At 58.7% G+C, this 14,713-nt stretch carries 20 protein-coding genes and 1 pseudogene; 5 read left to right on the plus strand and 16 right to left on the minus strand.

What is annotated here, in order from left to right:
- The first annotated feature begins 214 nt into the window (after nt 1-214).
- The 3 genes from AC0L8G_RS19580 to AC0L8G_RS19590 all read left to right on the plus strand — a co-directional run bounded on the left by AC0L8G_RS19580 (nt 215) and on the right by AC0L8G_RS19590 (nt 2,921).
- Nucleotides 215-838, plus strand: a complete 624-nt coding sequence (locus AC0L8G_RS19580; RefSeq protein WP_473385856.1) for a ribonuclease HII — start codon at nt 215-217, stop codon at nt 836-838.
- Between the two features lie 293 nt (nt 839-1,131).
- Nucleotides 1,132-2,265, plus strand: a complete 1,134-nt coding sequence (locus AC0L8G_RS19585; RefSeq protein ID WP_473385857.1) for a DNA methyltransferase — start codon at nt 1,132-1,134, stop codon at nt 2,263-2,265.
- A 116-nt stretch (nt 2,266-2,381) separates the two neighbouring features.
- Nucleotides 2,382-2,921 carry a hypothetical protein gene (locus AC0L8G_RS19590; RefSeq protein ID WP_473385858.1) on the plus strand — a complete coding sequence of 180 codons (540 nt, stop codon included), beginning with the start codon at nt 2,382-2,384 and terminating at the stop codon, nt 2,919-2,921.
- Nucleotides 2,922-3,042: 121 nt separating this feature from the next.
- Here AC0L8G_RS19590 and AC0L8G_RS19595 read toward each other — a convergent pair whose 3' ends face one another.
- On the minus strand, nt 3,043-4,143 hold the full coding sequence (locus AC0L8G_RS19595) for a CARDB domain-containing protein (protein ID WP_473385859.1): 1,101 nt from the start codon (nt 4,141-4,143) through the stop codon (nt 3,043-3,045).
- 37 nt (nt 4,144-4,180) lie between these two features.
- Nucleotides 4,181-5,332 (minus strand): hypothetical protein, encoded by a 1,152-nt coding sequence (locus tag AC0L8G_RS19600; RefSeq protein WP_473385860.1) that lies wholly within the window; start codon nt 5,330-5,332, stop codon nt 4,181-4,183.
- 375 nt (nt 5,333-5,707) lie between these two features.
- Between AC0L8G_RS19600 and AC0L8G_RS19605 the strand changes: the two genes are divergently transcribed.
- The gene (locus tag AC0L8G_RS19605) at nt 5,708-6,268 is read left to right on the plus strand and encodes a hypothetical protein (protein WP_473385861.1); all 561 of its coding nucleotides are present in this window, start codon (nt 5,708-5,710) and stop codon (nt 6,266-6,268) included.
- A gap of 3 nt (nt 6,269-6,271) precedes the next feature.
- Here AC0L8G_RS19605 and AC0L8G_RS19610 read toward each other — a convergent pair whose 3' ends face one another.
- Complete coding sequence (locus AC0L8G_RS19610; RefSeq protein ID WP_473385862.1) at nt 6,272-6,811, minus strand: lipocalin family protein; 540 nt, start codon at nt 6,809-6,811, stop codon at nt 6,272-6,274.
- A gap of 96 nt (nt 6,812-6,907) precedes the next feature.
- On the opposite strand from AC0L8G_RS19610, the gene AC0L8G_RS19615 reads away from it, so the two are divergent.
- Nucleotides 6,908-7,867, plus strand: coding sequence for a 5'-nucleotidase, lipoprotein e(P4) family (locus AC0L8G_RS19615; protein ID WP_473385863.1), 960 nt, complete (start codon nt 6,908-6,910; stop codon nt 7,865-7,867).
- A gap of 157 nt (nt 7,868-8,024) precedes the next feature.
- Here AC0L8G_RS19615 and atpF read toward each other — a convergent pair whose 3' ends face one another.
- From atpF to AC0L8G_RS19680, 13 genes and pseudogenes are all read right to left on the minus strand, one after another.
- Complete coding sequence (gene atpF / locus AC0L8G_RS19620; RefSeq protein ID WP_473385864.1) at nt 8,025-8,597, minus strand: F0F1 ATP synthase subunit B; 573 nt, start codon at nt 8,595-8,597, stop codon at nt 8,025-8,027.
- Nucleotides 8,598-8,603: 6 nt separating this feature from the next.
- Complete coding sequence (locus tag AC0L8G_RS19625) at nt 8,604-9,167, minus strand: F0F1 ATP synthase subunit B family protein (protein WP_473385865.1); 564 nt, start codon at nt 9,165-9,167, stop codon at nt 8,604-8,606.
- Nucleotides 9,168-9,198: 31 nt separating this feature from the next.
- Nucleotides 9,199-9,426 (minus strand): F0F1 ATP synthase subunit C, encoded by a 228-nt coding sequence (locus tag AC0L8G_RS19630; protein WP_104828989.1) that lies wholly within the window; start codon nt 9,424-9,426, stop codon nt 9,199-9,201.
- Nucleotides 9,427-9,509: 83 nt separating this feature from the next.
- Nucleotides 9,510-10,301 carry a F0F1 ATP synthase subunit A gene (locus AC0L8G_RS19635; RefSeq protein WP_473385866.1) on the minus strand — a complete coding sequence of 264 codons (792 nt, stop codon included), beginning with the start codon at nt 10,299-10,301 and terminating at the stop codon, nt 9,510-9,512.
- A gap of 39 nt (nt 10,302-10,340) precedes the next feature.
- On the minus strand, nt 10,341-10,664 hold the full coding sequence (locus AC0L8G_RS19640) for an AtpZ/AtpI family protein (protein WP_473385867.1): 324 nt from the start codon (nt 10,662-10,664) through the stop codon (nt 10,341-10,343).
- 174 nt (nt 10,665-10,838) lie between these two features.
- Complete coding sequence (locus tag AC0L8G_RS19645) at nt 10,839-11,189, minus strand: DUF1428 domain-containing protein (protein WP_473385868.1); 351 nt, start codon at nt 11,187-11,189, stop codon at nt 10,839-10,841.
- A gap of 12 nt (nt 11,190-11,201) precedes the next feature.
- The gene (locus AC0L8G_RS19650; protein ID WP_473385869.1) at nt 11,202-11,672 is read right to left on the minus strand and encodes a VOC family protein; all 471 of its coding nucleotides are present in this window, start codon (nt 11,670-11,672) and stop codon (nt 11,202-11,204) included.
- A gap of 9 nt (nt 11,673-11,681) precedes the next feature.
- Entirely contained in the window at nt 11,682-12,164 is a 483-nt protein-coding gene (locus AC0L8G_RS19655; RefSeq protein ID WP_473385870.1) for an SRPBCC family protein, read from the minus strand.
- 4 nt (nt 12,165-12,168) lie between these two features.
- Nucleotides 12,169-12,639 (minus strand): SRPBCC family protein, encoded by a 471-nt coding sequence (locus AC0L8G_RS19660; protein WP_473385871.1) that lies wholly within the window; start codon nt 12,637-12,639, stop codon nt 12,169-12,171.
- On the minus strand, nt 12,639-13,100 hold the full coding sequence (locus AC0L8G_RS19665) for an SRPBCC family protein (RefSeq protein ID WP_473385872.1): 462 nt from the start codon (nt 13,098-13,100) through the stop codon (nt 12,639-12,641). Before AC0L8G_RS19665 ends, AC0L8G_RS19660 begins: the two co-directional genes overlap by 1 nt.
- A 33-nt stretch (nt 13,101-13,133) precedes the next feature.
- Nucleotides 13,134-13,535, minus strand: a complete 402-nt coding sequence (locus AC0L8G_RS19670) for a VOC family protein (protein ID WP_473385873.1) — start codon at nt 13,533-13,535, stop codon at nt 13,134-13,136.
- Nucleotides 13,535-13,890, minus strand: a pseudogene (locus AC0L8G_RS19675) (ArsR/SmtB family transcription factor). The gene AC0L8G_RS19670 and the pseudogene AC0L8G_RS19675 overlap by 1 nt, the downstream one beginning before the upstream one ends.
- Nucleotides 13,891-13,948: 58 nt before the next feature.
- Nucleotides 13,949-14,668: a hypothetical protein gene (locus AC0L8G_RS19680; RefSeq protein ID WP_473385874.1), complete on the minus strand. Its 720-nt coding sequence runs from the start codon at nt 14,666-14,668 to the stop codon at nt 13,949-13,951.
- Nucleotides 14,669-14,713: the final 45 nt, after the last annotated feature.

The following is a 14,713-nucleotide window of genomic DNA, read 5'->3' on the forward strand; positions in this document are numbered from 1 at the left end:
CAACGCAAAAATAAAACAAAAAAGGAGAAAGACATGTTCCGCACTCTCGCAGTTCTGTCATTTGCGGCTGTTCTGGCGGCTGCATTTGCGCCGGCGGTCTACACCTATGGCGCCCTCGCCTAAGGGGTGACCGCGATCAACAAAGCGCGCCGCCGGACGACCGGCGGCGCGTTTGGCTGTTTGAGGCGCGCCGCGACTCGAGCCATGTTGCCTCATGGCCGCCATCAAACCCAGCTTCGATATTGAGCGCTCTTTTTCAGGGCTTTTCACCGGACCGATCGCCGGCATTGACGAGGCCGGGCGCGGTCCCTGGGCCGGACCGGTGGTCGCCGCCGCCGTGATCCTCAACCCGGCGGATCTGCCCGCGGGCCTTGCCGATTCAAAAACCATCTCGGAAAAAAAGCGCGATGTGATCGCTGCGGAAATCCGCGCCAAGGCGCAGATCGGCGTCGGCATGGCCAGCGTTGAGGAGATCGACGCGATCAATATTTTGCAGGCGACCTTCCTAGCCATGGCCCGCGCCGAGGCGGCGCTGCCCGTTCAGCCCGATATCTGCATTGTCGACGGCTCGCAAAAACCGAAGCTGAAAGCCCATGCGGAAATGGTGGTGAAGGGCGACGCGAAATCGCTCTCCATCGCCGCCGCATCGATCATCGCCAAGACCGTGCGCGATGATTTGATGCGCGCGCTCGCATGCGAGCATCCTTTTTATGCATGGGAAAAGAATAAAGGTTATGGCGCGCCGGCCCATCGCGCGGGACTCGACGCTCATGGGGTCACACCACATCATCGCAAGAGCTTCGCACCGATCCACAATATGTTGTGCGCGGATACATAATTCGCTGGCGCTGTTAATTAATGTTACTAACCTATTAACATCTTGAATCTGCTAAAAAATTTCAACCGACTCTTGACGGGGACTCGACCGCGACTCAAAGTGCCGCTCCTTGTTTGGGACGCGCTTTTGAAGTTGACGGTCCGTTTCGGCCCCATCCTTCGAGACGCAATAATTCCTTCATCCTGAGGGCGGGCTTTAGCCCGCGTCTCGAAGGGCGAAGGAATTTTTGCTCCTCAGGATGAAGGCGGAATGGGTTGAAGGCGGAGCGCCGAGGGAATGCATGAGGGGCGGCGATGCCAGCGAAAAAACCAAAAAAGAAAAGCGCAAAGCAAAACGACATCACGCAATTTCTCGACACCATCGTCACCGGCGATTGCATCGCGGCGATGAAGAAACTGCCTGACGCATCGGTGGATCTCGTCTTCGCCGACCCGCCTTACAATCTTCAGCTTGGCGGTGATCTGACGCGTCCGGACAATTCCCGCGTCGACGGCGTCGATGATGAATGGGACAAATTCGCGTCTTTCAAGGAATATGACAAATTCACCAAAGCCTGGCTGGCGGAAGCGCGCCGCGTGTTGAAGCCCGATGGCGCGATCTGGGTGATCGGCTCTTACCACAACATCTTCCGCGTCGGCGCGGCGGTGCAGGACGCCGGCTTCTGGATTTTGAATGACGTGATCTGGCGCAAGTCCAATCCGATGCCGAATTTCCGCGGCACGCGCCTCACCAACGCTCATGAAACGCTGATCTGGGCGTCGAAATCAGAAAAGTCGAAATACACCTTCAACTATCGCGCGCTCAAGACATCGAATGACGATCTGCAAATGCGCTCCGATTGGGAATTCCCGATCTGCACCGGCAATGAGCGCATCAAGGGCGAGGACGGCGCAAAAACCCACCCGACGCAAAAGCCGGAAAGCCTGCTCTATCGCATTCTCATCGCGTCGACCAAGCCGGGCGATGTTGTGCTCGATCCTTTCTTTGGCTCCGGCACCACGGGCGCGGCGGCGAAATATCTCGGGCGGCGCTATATCGGTTGTGAGCGCGACAAAACCTATATCGCGGCGGCGAAAAAACGCATTGCGCGGGTCAAGCCGCTTGATGACGACACGCTGAAGACGCAGCCCTCGCCGAAAGCGGCGGCGCGCGTGCCGTTCGGCACGGTGGTCGAGGCCAAGCTGTTGAAGCCGGGCTCGAAACTTTATTCTCCGCGTGGAAATCATTCCGCCAAGGTGCGCGCCGACGGCTCGCTCTATGTCAAGGATGGCGAGCACGAGATCCAGGGCTCAATCCACAAGGTCGGCGCCGCCGTGCAGAACGCCCAGGCCTGCAATGGCTGGACCTATTGGCATTATGAGGAAAAGACCGGCCGCAAGCCGATCGACTTCCTGCGCGACAAGATCCGCAAAGGCATGGCGGGCTAACCGCGCCCTTTCGCCCTCCCCCTGTCCTTTTCGCCTGCGCCCGATGAAAATCGGGCGTGACCTGCGGGCGCGTTTGTTCATATAGTACGGACACCGCAGAAACGGGGTCTGGGGATATGAGCTACAAAAAAATTGAAAATCTCGCCGCCAAGCTGGGCATATTTGGCGGCGCGGTCAGCTTTCTTGTGCTGGCCTTTGGCGGCGGCGCCTATGTCTTCTCCAAAATGCGCTCGGTGGGCGAGGTCGATCTGCCCGGCGCCTATGAAAACGAATCCTGGCGCAAGGCCAAGCCGGATCAATATGCCTGGCTGGCGCATCGCTGGTGCTATGCGACCCTGCCGAATTTCCAGACCGAATACCGGTTGAACGGGCGCCAGTTGCAACATCGCAATGTGGGAACCAACCCGACCGTCGACACCGGCTGGCTCGACACCACGGTCTATGTAAACCAGCGCGAGCTGATCCGGATCTGGCATGATGACGGAAAATTGCCGGGCCTGTTCATCCGGCCGGCGACCGACGACAAGCTGTCCTTTTATGAAAATGATCGGTCCACGGCCGATAGCGGCGCGATCCGCGATGGCGACCGGTTCCTGGTGCTCAGTTGCACGCGCTGTCAGGTCTCGCGCGACGGCCTGACCTATGATTGCGATTAGCGGGGAAACATACCCCCCGCTCATCCCGGCGCAGGCCGGGATCCAGAGAAAATCACGCCACAAAAAAACAGGGGCCGCTTGCGCGAGCCCCTGTTTTCGTTTGCCTTAATCTGCGCGGGCGCTATTGCACCCGGATGGGAATGTAGGTCGCGTTGTTCCACTCGACCGCTTCGCCAATCGCGTTGTTTTCATCGATCACCGCGCCGATCCAGTAATTGGTGTTGGGCGACAAATTGCTCGGGATCGTCAGCGTCACAGAGGTCGTGTAAACGCTGTTGCGCCCGAGATTCCAGCTCGCCCCGCCAATACGCCGGTCATAGGTCGAGATGTAGTTATTGGTGGAGATGTAATAGCCGGTCTGAACGCCGCTTTGATAGTTCTTCCCGTTATTCTCATAGGAAAGTTCAAGCCGCACGGTCTGGCCGCGATTGACCCGGTAGCCGGTCTCTCCGTCAATGGTGACGGTCGGCAGATTGCCGCCGGACGAGGTCGTGACGCGGGTTTTGGCATGGTCGGAATATTCGCCCGATGCGCCGGAATATTTCCAGTGCACCACGCCCACATCCTCCCAGCTTCCCGATCGCGCGCCATAGAGAAAGACGGAGCCATCGGCGGCGTCCTCGCCCATATAAGCGCGCGCGGTCGATCCGTTGACATGGATATGCTCAAAATCCGTGCCCATGACGTTGTATTCGTAATTCACATGATTGAGCTTGAGGCCGTGACCGAATTCATGGGCGGCCGTCGTCTGCAAGGGCCGTAACGAACCGCCATAGCGGATCAGGTTGGCTTTGTTGGAGCTTGTGGTCCACTGCCAGGGCGATCCATATTCGAAGATCACATCGACTTCGTCCATTTTCACATGGTCGCCAAACAGCCAGTAACAAGTCCAGTTGGAATAAGCGATGGCCGGCGCGCCCTGCATGATGGAGCCGCTATCGCCCCAGGCTTCGCTTTGTCCGTTATTGCGCCCGACCCCGCCGGAGTCGGTTGTCAGGGAATATCTGAACTTGCTCGGGTTCAGGTTGAATTTGTTGACGCCGTCCTGCAATCCGTTGCGCCATGTTCCCGACGGGAAACTGGTGGCGCTGGCGCGCAGGGTCTTGGAATTGGAATTCCATTTCAGCTTTTCACCCAGGCAGGTGCTGTAGCTGTAGGCGGCGGCTTCTCCCGCGAATAGCATCGCGCAGAGCAAGCCAAATAGTCCGGCTAGTTTCTTCATGATCATGATCCTTCAAAATCTGGTTGCTGCGCTGACGCTATTGACGTTTGAGAACAGGGTTGAAGTCTTGCTCCTTGAGCATTTCGACTTCGCGCTTGTCTGCGTCGCTTGCTTCGCCCGGCGCTGCTTTGCCGGGATCTGCGCTCACCGCTTGTCGCTCCGCCGGTCCGACGAGCTTTAACGGCGCATCCAGATTCAATGATCTGATGTCTGCGGGTTTGCGTTGCGTCTTGGAAAGCACCGCACGCACTTTGTCTGCGAATTCCTCAATCGCCATCGGCCCTTCGGGAAGGTCGTCCCGGGTCGTGGCGATCGCGGCGAGGTTGGGGTCGATCCGCGCTGCTTCAAGCGTGCGCTTCACTTCCGGCGTCACAAGCGTATCGTCCAATTGCCGCACCGCGTCTGTGGCGCGCTGGCCCGGCTTGATCTGGTCGCGCTGCAATTGCTGCAGGGTCGGGCGCGTCGGCTTGACGTTATCGCCGCCGCCGCCATCGGCTTTTTCCGTCGGGTCGGGAAGCGCCACTTCAAGCGTGATCTGTTTCGGCGCTTCCTTTTCATAGCGCGCCCGCGCCTCTTCCATGGACATCTTCTGGCTTTCCAGCATCGCCTTGGCTTCCGGATTGCGCATCAGGTCGTCAAATTTCGGCGTCGGATAGCTGAAGGTGCGGAAGGCGCGCGGCGGCGCGCCGCGGGCGACAACATTGTTGTCCAATATTGCGCGCACCGGCGAGCCATGGGTGTTGAACACGCCGTTCTCATGAATGCGATAACGGCCATATTCGCACAGAACCAGCGGACAGGCTTTTTCGCCATTGCCGTCGACAAACAACATGTCCTGCTCGCCGACTTCAAACGCCGGCACGCCGCTGACTTCCAGAAAGCGGCCCATGCCGTCGGACCCGCCAATGAAAACCATGGTGAATGTTTTGCCCGGCGCGCGGCCGCGCAACACATTGTCCACTTGATAGGTGACGAATGTATGGGGAATGGGGCCTTCGCCTTTTCCCTCTACATTGCGATATTCCACCGACGCGACGCGCCCGGTGAAGACGAGATTGGATTGTTCGGCAAGCACCGAAAGCTGGCCGGCCTTGTCGCTGCCCATTGGATTGTGAGCCAAGGCGACGCCGCCCGCCATCGCGACGCATAGCGCCGCCACAGAGCAGACTGCTCTTGTTTTTGAGTTCATGGAACTCCCCCTATGTATGTGTTAAGTCCATACGCCACAAAACAGCGCGCAAATTGCTGTTTAGACGAAGGCGAAAAGCGCGCTGATACGCAACTTAGAAACGCTAGCCTATTCCTATAAAGGTTCAGTGTCACTCAGCGGAATAGCGCGCGCGATCAGACGTCAGAGGGCGGATTCCGGCGCTTTGTTGCAACCGCACAATGATGATTACGCGGAATTAATCGGCGCGGCGGCTGGACCTATTGGCGCTATGAAGCCGAGACCGGCCGCAAACCCATCGGCTTCCTGCGCGACAAGGTCAGGAAAAGCATGGCGGATAGGTTCTTTGCAAGATTTATATTAGGCTCCTATCCAAACCTGTGATGGGGGCTTTGCATGGCTGATCTGGCGCTTATCGTTGAGAATGTCCGCGATCATTACTTCGCGCAATTAGAGTCATTTGTAGAACGAGAACTTGCGGCCTGCACAATGTGCAGTCCCGAGGGTAAGTTCCAAATGCCTGCCGAAAATCCAATCTATGGTGACCTTTATTGTGTCGACTTCGTCCAAAACGACGATGGGCCTGTCGTAAAAGAGTTAGCGATAGAGTCTGGTTTAGGGTTTCCCGTAACAAGCGGGGCGAGAAGCGGAATTGAAATCACGATTTCGACAATGCGTTGGGATGATGTGCGCATCCAAGCAGACAAGCCGATTGCAGATGAAGACATTGATACATGGTTCGGCTATTGGTTTGATGTTGAAGAGGTCCGATATGATGACGCCAAAACCTTCGGCAACATCATTCATTCCGTACTAATTGAAGATGCTTCCATTTCTGTTGACTTTGGATCGTCGGAGCCGCGTGCTTTCTGGGAGCTGGTTGATGCGCTTGCTAGTGCTGGCGTAACTTCAGTCACAGTGACTTATGGCGACGGTACGGAAGTAATTGAAGATTAGTCGTTAGCGCCCCAAAGCCTGCTTCGTCCAGTACAGCGCGTCGGTATTGTAGCCCATCGCCTTGAGGTCGCTTACCGCCTTGTCGCGCACTGCGTCAGAAATTTCCGGCGTGCGCGAAAGGATCCAGAGATAGCGTCCCTCCGGTTCGCCGACCAGCGACAGGGAATAATCATCCGCAAGGCCGATCACCCAATAGTCACCCCAGAACGGCCCGAAGAAACTCACTTCGAGTTTCGCATTGGTCTTGGCGTCGACAATCCGCGCGCGTCCCTTGGCGGCCTTTTCTTTCCCGTCCGGCGCACCCTCGCGGCAGGTATTGATGACGGAGATCAACCCGTCTTCGCGCATCGCATAATCGGCGGTGACGCCCTCGCAGTTTTTCTCAAACCGGTTTGGAAAGCGCGCAATCTCATACCAGCGGCCGAGATAGCGCGCGGTGTCGACTTTTGCGACGGTTTCCAGCGGCGCCGAGGCGTCGCGATTGACCGGCGGGCTGGCGCAGGCGGCAAGGAGGGCGAAGGCGAGTACAATAAGATTGCGCATGGAAATCCTGATTTCTGAAAGTTGAATATAAGCATTTTCCCGGCGGGGCGCAGCTTCTATGCTCAGTGGAAACAACCGCACAGGGGAATTCATTCCATGCCGGACCGTAAAACCTTGCTGAAACGCCTCGCCCTCGCCGGCGCGGCCTGCGCGCTGCTCGCCGCCTGCGCCACAACAACAGCGCCGCCCGCGCGCGAAGGCGCGCAATCTGGCCCGGCGCGCGAAGGCGCGCAATCAGGCTCCGCGCGCGAAGGCGCGCTATCCGGCCCCGCCCCCGATGACCGGCTCAATGCGACGCTGTGGATGCAACAATCGGTCGAATATAAAGCGACGACGGATGCGATCTATGCGCTGGCGGAAAAACGCCTCAACGAAGCGCTGGCGGATGCAAGCTGGACCGCCGCGCCGGTCGAACAACAGCCGGGCTACGAGATGCTGCCGCCGGCGATTATTCTTGATGCGGATGAAACCGTGCTCGACAATTCGCCCTATCAGGCGTGGATGGTGGCAAGCGGCGCCAGCTATTCAAGCGCGAGCTGGAATGAATGGGCGAGCGCGGGACGGGCCCGCGCCATACCGGGCGCCGTGGCGTTTACAAAAGCCGCCGCCGCGAAGGGCGTCAAAGTCTTTTACGTCACCAATCGCAGCGCCGAAGTCGAGAAAGGCACGGCGCAAAATCTTTTCGATCTCGGCTTCCCGATCACCGTCACCCGCGACGGAAAATCCGATATGGTGATGACCAAGGGCGAACAACCGGACTGGACGTCGGCCAAGGGCACGCGCCGCGCGGCGGTCGCCAGGGATTACCGCATCCTGCTTTTGCTCGGCGATAATTTCGGCGACTTCACCGACGATTATGACGGCTCACCGGCGGCGCGCCAGAAAGTCTATGTGATGAATGAGGAGCGTTGGGGCCGCGACTGGCTGATGCTGCCCAACCCGTCTTATGGATCGTGGGAGTCTTCGGCTTTTGGCGGCGATTATTCGCTCACCCCGGAAGATCAGCGCCAGCGCAAACTGGACGAGCTTCAGCCCTGGTCGCCGGAGCTGGACTAACAGTTAAGGGACTGGCGCCGCCCGGCAATTGGGCAGAAACCCCTTCATCCTGAGGAGCAAAATTCCTTCGTCCTTCGAGATGCATCCGCTTCGCGAACGCCCTCAGGATGAAGGATTTTTGTGTCTCGAAGGATGGCTCCCGGGAGCTGGACTAAGCCTAGTTGAGCTTTTCTTTGAGGCCCGCGATCGCCTTGTCGATGAAGGCTCCCTGCGCGCCCGCGTCCATCCGCTCACGGATGATGTGACGCGCCGCCTCGATGGCGAGGTCAGCGGTCTGGCCGCGCACCTCAGACAGGGCCTGCGCCTCGGCGCGGGCGATCTTGTCTTCCGCCGCCTTGATCCGGCGGTCGGTCTGTTCGGCGATTTTGGCGTGCGCTTCGGCGGTCATCCGCGCGGCGTCCTTGCGGGCCTGCTCGATGATGCCGGCGGCTTCTTCTTCGGCTTCGCGCTGGCGGCGCTGATAAGAAGCCAGCAGCTCCTGCGCCTCTTCCCGCATTTTGCGCGCTTCATTGATATCGTCAGCGATCTTCTGGGCGCGCTTGTCGAGCCCGGAGACGATCATCTTGTGCACCCCGGCGCGGGCGAACACGACGATGACAATGATGAAGGCGATCATCACATAAAGCGCGGAATCCTGAAACAAGCCCGGCGAGGCGTGTTCAGCGCCAGCCCCATGGGCGGCTTCTTCAGCGGCGGCGAGCGCGATTGCGGCGATATTGATCATCGTCATGCGTCCTTATGCGCGGGCGACGGCGGCGATGGCTTTCGCCACCGCGTCGTCGGTCGGCGCCTCGTCAATCAGGGTCTCAACGACGGCGCGCGTGGTGTCGGCTGCGGCCTCGCGCACTTTCGCAGCAGCGTCCGCCGTCATCTTGGTGATGCGGGCTTCGGCGGCGGCGAGCTGCTTTTCGAGGGCGGCGTCGGTCTCCGCCTGAAGCTCGGCGATTTCCTTGTCCATTTCCGCACGCGTGTCGGCCGCGATGCCTTGCGCCTTGGCGCGGGCGTCGGCGAGCGCCTTGTTATAGGCGGTCTCGGCATCCTCGGCCTGGCGTTTGAACTCCGCCGCCTGGTCGAGGTCATCCGCCATTCGGTCCCGGCGTTCTTCAATCGCGCCGCCCAGCGACGGCAGGAACTTGCCCGCCATCAGCCAGTAGAGCACGCCGAAGGTCAGGGCGAGCCAGAATAGCTGGCTCGGCCAGGATGAGGGATCAAGCTGCGGCAAACCGGCGGAAGCGGCTTCTTCATGCGCTTCCGTGGCGGCTGCAGCGGCGGTGACGATCAGACTTGCGAAGACGGACAAGGGTCCCCTCCTTCTTTAAAAAGAACGGGCCTTAGAACGTGTAGAGAATGATCATCGCGATCGCGAAGCCGAGAAGACCGGTGAATTCGGTCAGCGCGAAGGCGAGAAGCATGGTCGGCTGGTTCTGAGCTGCCGCAGACGGATTGCGGAACGCGCCGGACAGAAAGTTGCCGAAGATGAGGCCAAGGCCGACGCCTGCGCCTGCGAGCGGGATTGCGGCGAGACCGGCGCCGATGAGTTTTGCTGCTTCTGCTTCCATTGTAGTCACTCCTGGAGTTTTCGTTGAGCCGTTTATCCCGGTTTCGCGGCTGGCCCTGTTCGAACCGCGCGGGAAACTTGTTGTTAGTGGTCGGCGGCGTGCGCCGCGTCAGAGAGGTAGATGCAGGTCAGGACTGCAAACACATAGGCTTGCAGCGCCGCGACCAGAAATTCGAGCATGGTGACGGCGACCGCGCCGAGGAACGGCGCAATGCCGAGCACGGAAATGAAGCCGCCGACGCTGAGCATCGACACCACGAAACCGGCGAACAGTTTCAAGATGATGTGGCCGGCGAACATGTTGGCGAAAAGACGAACGGCGAGCGAGATCGGGCGCGAGAGGAATGAGATCACCTCAATCGGCACGATCAGCGGATACATGTAAATCGGCAGACCCGAGGGCGCGAAGAGTTTGAAGAATTTGAGGCCGTTCTTCATGAAGCCGTAAACCACCACGATGGAAATCGTCACCATGGCGAGCGCCAGCGTCACGATGAGATGGCTGGTCGTTGTGAAAGTGTGCAGCTCATGGGCGAGGCCCGGAAAGGACGGCAGCAAGCCCAGCAAATTGGCGAACAGGATCCAGATGAACAGCGTGAAGACGTAAGGGAAAAACTTGCGTCCTTCAGAGCCGATCGTGTCGCGCACAAGGTCAGCGACGAATTCATACATGACTTCAGCAGCGGACTGCACCCGGCCCGGGATCAGGCTGGCGCGGCGCGTCGCCATGAAGAAGAAGAAAATGATCGCGCCGGTGCCGATCAGCATCCACAGCGCAGAGTTGGTCAGCGACACATCGATCCCGCCGAAAGACAACGGCACGATTGGCAGAATTTCGAACTGCTCCATCGGCCCGGCGGCGCGCAAATCCATCATCTCTTATCTTCCCGTGGCGTTCCGCCATTCCGGCCGTCGCTAGTCTGACGACTGGTCGTTCCCATTATTCAAGGTGCGCGTCATATTGCGCAGCCCCGCCGCAAATCCGAGCCCCAGACCGACAAGCAGGAACAACGGCTCTGTTCCCAACCAGCGATCCAGTCCCAACCCCAAGAGGACGCCGACGAAAACGCCGGCCAGCAGATCCGACGAGATCCGCATTGCGCGCCCCCAGGCGGAAGCGGATTTTTGCGGGCCCGGCTCCTGGCCGTTCGCCCTCATCCGCTCCAGACGCTCGGAGAATTCATCCAGCGAGCCCGGCCGGTCCTGATCAGCCTTGTCTCTGCCGGAGTCATTACTCATGAGCATGCCCGAAAACAGGCGCGCGCGGACGCCCGCACCCCTTGAAATCGCGGCGGACCATATAGGCGCCGCAACGCAGCGTCAAGCAACGGAATTTTCTTCTAAGCCTTTGATTTTCAACAGTGAAGCGCAGCGCGGCGTCTGGCCGCGCCGCGCCCGCGCCGAATCCGGCGCCTAAAGCTCCAGGATCGATTCAAAACCGCCGAAAATCATCCGCTTGCCGTCAAAGGGCATATCAGCCGGCGGCTTCATGCGCGGGTCCTCCATGACTTTTTTCATGCCCGCGTCGCGGACCGCCTTGGACGGCCAGGTGATCCAGGAAAAAACCACCGTTTCATCCGGCTCAAGCTTCACCGCCATCGGAAAGGACGTCAGTTTTCCGTCCGGCACGTCATCGCCCCAGCATTCGACGACATTGATCGCCCCATGCTCAAGGAAGATCGGGCCGGCATCCGTCGCCATCTGCAAATAGCCGTCTTTTTTTGCGGTCTTCACCGCGATCACAAAGCCATCCACATAAGTCACGGTTTCGCTCCTTCATTTGTTGTGAAAAGCATTTTCAATTTCGGCGATGTCGATTTTGCGCATTTTAAACATCGCCTGGCGCGCCCGTTCAGCCGCCACTTGATCCGTAGCCGTCACAGCCCGCCACAGCGCTTTCGGCACGATCTGCCAGCAAACGCCGAACCGGTCCGTCAGCCATGCGCATCTGTTTTCTTCGCCGCCATCAGCAAGAAGCGAATTCCATAACCGGTCTGTCTCTTCCTGATCTTCCGTCAGCACAGAGATCGAAGCCGCCGGCGTGAGTTTGTAATGCGGCCCGCCATTGAGAATCTGATAGGGCGCGCCGGCGAGCATGAACTCGACCGTCAGCGGCTCCTCTTCCGGTCGCGCCGCATATTCGCTTTCAAGGTGACTGTCAGGCAATAGCGACACATAAAACCGCGCCGCGTCGAGCCCGCCCTTTTCAAACCACAGACATGTTCTGACTTTCGAAAGCGTGGCCATGATCGCCTCCTATGTAGCGCTGAATTCACCGGACGCTACGCGCGCGCGAAGATCATCCAGCGTCTTGTTCCAGCTTGTGGTGTAGCCAGCGGCGTTTGCATCCGAGAGCGCAAGCGCATCCGGGAACACGGTTTCAACGGTAAGCCGGGTTTTCGCCTGCAAATCTTCGAACAACACGGTGACCCGCGCCCGGGGCGGAAGCCCTGCGCCGCAGGCGGTTGGCGCATCCGCCGCGCCTTCATAAACGATGCGCTCCGGCTCGATGATTTCAAGAATCGCCGCGCGCGCCGGCACGCTTTCGCCGTTTCGCGCCTTCATCATCACGGAGAATTCGCCGCCGACGCGAAAGTCCATTTCGCAGCTCGTATGCTCCGGCCCGAACGGGCCCCACCATTGGCGCAAATGTTTCGGATCGGTCCACACCTTCCACACCAGCGGCCGCGGCGCGTCAAAAATGCGCGACATTTTAAGTTCATGGGTGATCGGCGGCATCGCGTCAGCGCCCTTCCGTTTTCAGCGCGTCATCAAGCCGGCCAAGCCCCCAGGACCAGCCATGGGTGCGCCCCGCATTTTCATCGACGCCCGTCAAGAACGCGTTGTCTTCAATCAGCGTCAGGCGCGTTCCATTTCCTTGCGGCTTTAGCTCAATGATGGTCATTGAAACCGAATAGGGCGCGCCATCGATCGTCATGTAGTAAGTGAGCACGATTTTTTCGTTCGGCACGATATAGTGATAGACGCCGTCATTGGAGAACGCACCGCCGCCGGGTTTGCGGCCATGACAGCGTTCCGCGCCGCCGGGGCGGAAGTCGAGACGGTAGTCTTCAATCTCGAAACCGTCGCTGTCAGCGCCAAACCATTGGCGTTTCGCGTCGGCGCTTGCCCAGGCGGCGAAGACGCGCTCAGGCGGAAAGTCATAATCGCGCGTCACGGTCAGGCTGGCATGGGCGATGTCTGGCGCGGCCATCACAAGTCTCCCGCAATGGCGTCGAGCTGTTCAAAGACTTTGCCCCAGCCGTCATGAAACCCCATCTTTTCGTGTTGTTTTTTGTCCTCGGCGCTTTTGTGTTTGATGACCGCAGAATATTCGACGCCGTCCGGACAGTCTTTCATGGTGATGATCGCGGTCATGAAAGATGAGCCCGTGGGGCGCCAATCTTTCTCCATGCAATCGGTGAAGACGATGCATTCGCGTTCCTTGACGTAAACGATGCAGCCATTTTGCGGCATCTCTTCGCCATCAGGGCCGCACATTGTCATGCTTGAAGCGCCGCCGGGGCGAAGCTCCATGCGGACATCTTTCACCGTCCAAGGTTTCGGACACCACCATTCCGCGAGAATTTCCGGATCGCTCCATGCCTTCCAGAGCTGCGCCCGCGTCGCCTTCATGGTCCGGGTGATGGTGAGATCGCATTCTTCCTGCTGCACCGCTTTCTCCTGTGGCTGCGTGCTAAGCTTCAATCAACTGCAATGGATCATCCAGCGCGTGCCGAACCGATCATTGAACATGGCGTATTTCTTCGCGAAAAACGTCGCCTCAAAAGGCATCGTGATCTCGCCGCCCTCGGACAATGCGTTGAAAATTCGTTCGGCTTCGGTTTCGTCGTCGAGCGTGATGCAGATATGCGCGCCCTGGGGTTTGGAATAAAATTGCTTCGGCGCGTCTGACGCCATGATGTCGCAACCTTCCAAAGTCAGGCATGCATGCAGCACGTCATTCGCGCCGGCAGGCCCGTAATGCTCCTCGGCGGGCGAACCCTTGACCTTCATCATGGCGGTGATCTCTCCGCCGAGCACGCGCTGATAGAGGGTGATCGCCTCTTCGCATTGACCAAGAAAATGCAGGTAGTGATTTAGGCGCATTACTTCTTCTCCGTAGACTGAAGGGTTTTGAGATAGGCGTCGAGACGGTCTAGGCGGCCCTCCCAGACTGCGCGCTGATGGGCGATCCATTCTTCAGCTTCCGACAGCGCGGCGAATTGCGCTTCGCAGGTCCTGACCCGCCCTTTTTCTTCGACGTGACGAGCCCGCTCTCCTCCAGCACTTTGAGATGCTGAAGGAAGGATGGCAGCGCCATCTCGAAAGGCCTGGCCAGTTCGCTGACGCTGGCCGGGCCTTCGGTAAGGCGGGCCAGCACCGCCCGCCGGGTCGGGTCCGCAAGGGCCTGAAAAACATTGTCTAATTCGGGTTCCGGTTCGGAATTCTGATAGTTAGGCATACGCCTTAGTATATCGCCCGGATCGGCGAGTCAAGAACACAAAGGCAATTGCCTAAGTTTAATGAGCCTCGCGCAAAAAAGCCTGAACGCCGTCAGCGACGGCCAGCCAGCCTTCGGCTCCCCATAAAGCGTTGATCACAAACTGGGAGGTCAAAACGAAACCTGCGCCGGTCATGTATACGGGGTGAACCCGCCCAGCTTCTCGTAAATCCAGCGCACCGGCGATCAGGATAAGACTATCGAGCGCCAAATGTTTGCTCCAATATCCGCCAAGTCCGAACTCAGGAATCGGCATTCGGCCGATCGGCGCATCCATGAGCAAAATCATCGCAAGCAACATGAGCCGCTTGTGATATTCAGCATGCCGCCGCAACAGCAGCGCCAAAAGAAAAAACGCCGGGAAGAAGATCATCCCGGCGATTTGCAGCAAAAGCAGATTTTTGAATTCGTAGTCGATTTCAGGCGGCAGCTCTCGCGTCAGGGCCTGACGCGCCAACCACAACATCATGGCGCACATTGCAAGGAACAACACGACTGTCACGGCGCCCAGTCGTTTATGGGCGCCAACGGCCCCTCTTCGCACGAGAAGCGTTTGAATAAAGTAAGCAGTCAGGAAACTCATCATCAGCGCGACATGAGCATGCATGAACAGGGGCGCATCGGAACGCATCAAAATCAGATTGTGAAAATAAGTAGGGTAAAAGCCAGCGACCGCAACCACAAAAAAGCCGGCGCCCATAAGCGTATAGGTCGAGATCGGGCGAGTTGAGCAAGGCATGCCGGCAATACTCGCTATCTGGCCCGACGCCGCAACAGCTACAGG

This window comes from Hyphococcus sp. D3-15, from assembly GCF_055809375.1.

Bases quoted from the DNA above. Each gene is read 5' to 3' on its own strand.
- AC0L8G_RS19580 (WP_473385856.1), top strand. From the start codon at position 215: ATGGCCGCCATCAAACCCAGCTTCGATATTGAGCGCTCTTTTTCAGGG.
- AC0L8G_RS19585 (WP_473385857.1), top strand. From the start codon at position 1,132: ATGCCAGCGAAAAAACCAAAAAAGAAAAGCGCAAAGCAAAACGACATC.
- AC0L8G_RS19590 (WP_473385858.1), top strand. From the start codon at position 2,382: ATGAGCTACAAAAAAATTGAAAATCTCGCCGCCAAGCTGGGCATATTT.
- AC0L8G_RS19595 (WP_473385859.1), bottom strand. From the start codon at position 4,143: ATGAAGAAACTAGCCGGACTATTTGGCTTGCTCTGCGCGATGCTATTC.
- AC0L8G_RS19600 (WP_473385860.1), bottom strand. From the start codon at position 5,332: ATGAACTCAAAAACAAGAGCAGTCTGCTCTGTGGCGGCGCTATGCGTC.
- AC0L8G_RS19605 (WP_473385861.1), top strand. From the start codon at position 5,708: ATGGCTGATCTGGCGCTTATCGTTGAGAATGTCCGCGATCATTACTTC.
- AC0L8G_RS19610 (WP_473385862.1), bottom strand. From the start codon at position 6,811: ATGCGCAATCTTATTGTACTCGCCTTCGCCCTCCTTGCCGCCTGCGCC.
- AC0L8G_RS19615 (WP_473385863.1), top strand. From the start codon at position 6,908: ATGCCGGACCGTAAAACCTTGCTGAAACGCCTCGCCCTCGCCGGCGCG.
- atpF (WP_473385864.1), bottom strand. From the start codon at position 8,597: ATGACGATGATCAATATCGCCGCAATCGCGCTCGCCGCCGCTGAAGAA.
- AC0L8G_RS19630 (WP_104828989.1), bottom strand. From the start codon at position 9,426: ATGGAAGCAGAAGCAGCAAAACTCATCGGCGCCGGTCTCGCCGCAATC.
- AC0L8G_RS19635 (WP_473385866.1), bottom strand. From the start codon at position 10,301: ATGATGGATTTGCGCGCCGCCGGGCCGATGGAGCAGTTCGAAATTCTG.
- AC0L8G_RS19640 (WP_473385867.1), bottom strand. From the start codon at position 10,664: ATGAGTAATGACTCCGGCAGAGACAAGGCTGATCAGGACCGGCCGGGC.
- AC0L8G_RS19650 (WP_473385869.1), bottom strand. From the start codon at position 11,672: ATGGCCACGCTTTCGAAAGTCAGAACATGTCTGTGGTTTGAAAAGGGC.
- AC0L8G_RS19655 (WP_473385870.1), bottom strand. From the start codon at position 12,164: ATGCCGCCGATCACCCATGAACTTAAAATGTCGCGCATTTTTGACGCG.
- AC0L8G_RS19660 (WP_473385871.1), bottom strand. From the start codon at position 12,639: ATGGCCGCGCCAGACATCGCCCATGCCAGCCTGACCGTGACGCGCGAT.
- AC0L8G_RS19670 (WP_473385873.1), bottom strand. From the start codon at position 13,535: ATGCGCCTAAATCACTACCTGCATTTTCTTGGTCAATGCGAAGAGGCG.
- AC0L8G_RS19680 (WP_473385874.1), bottom strand. From the start codon at position 14,668: ATGCCTTGCTCAACTCGCCCGATCTCGACCTATACGCTTATGGGCGCC.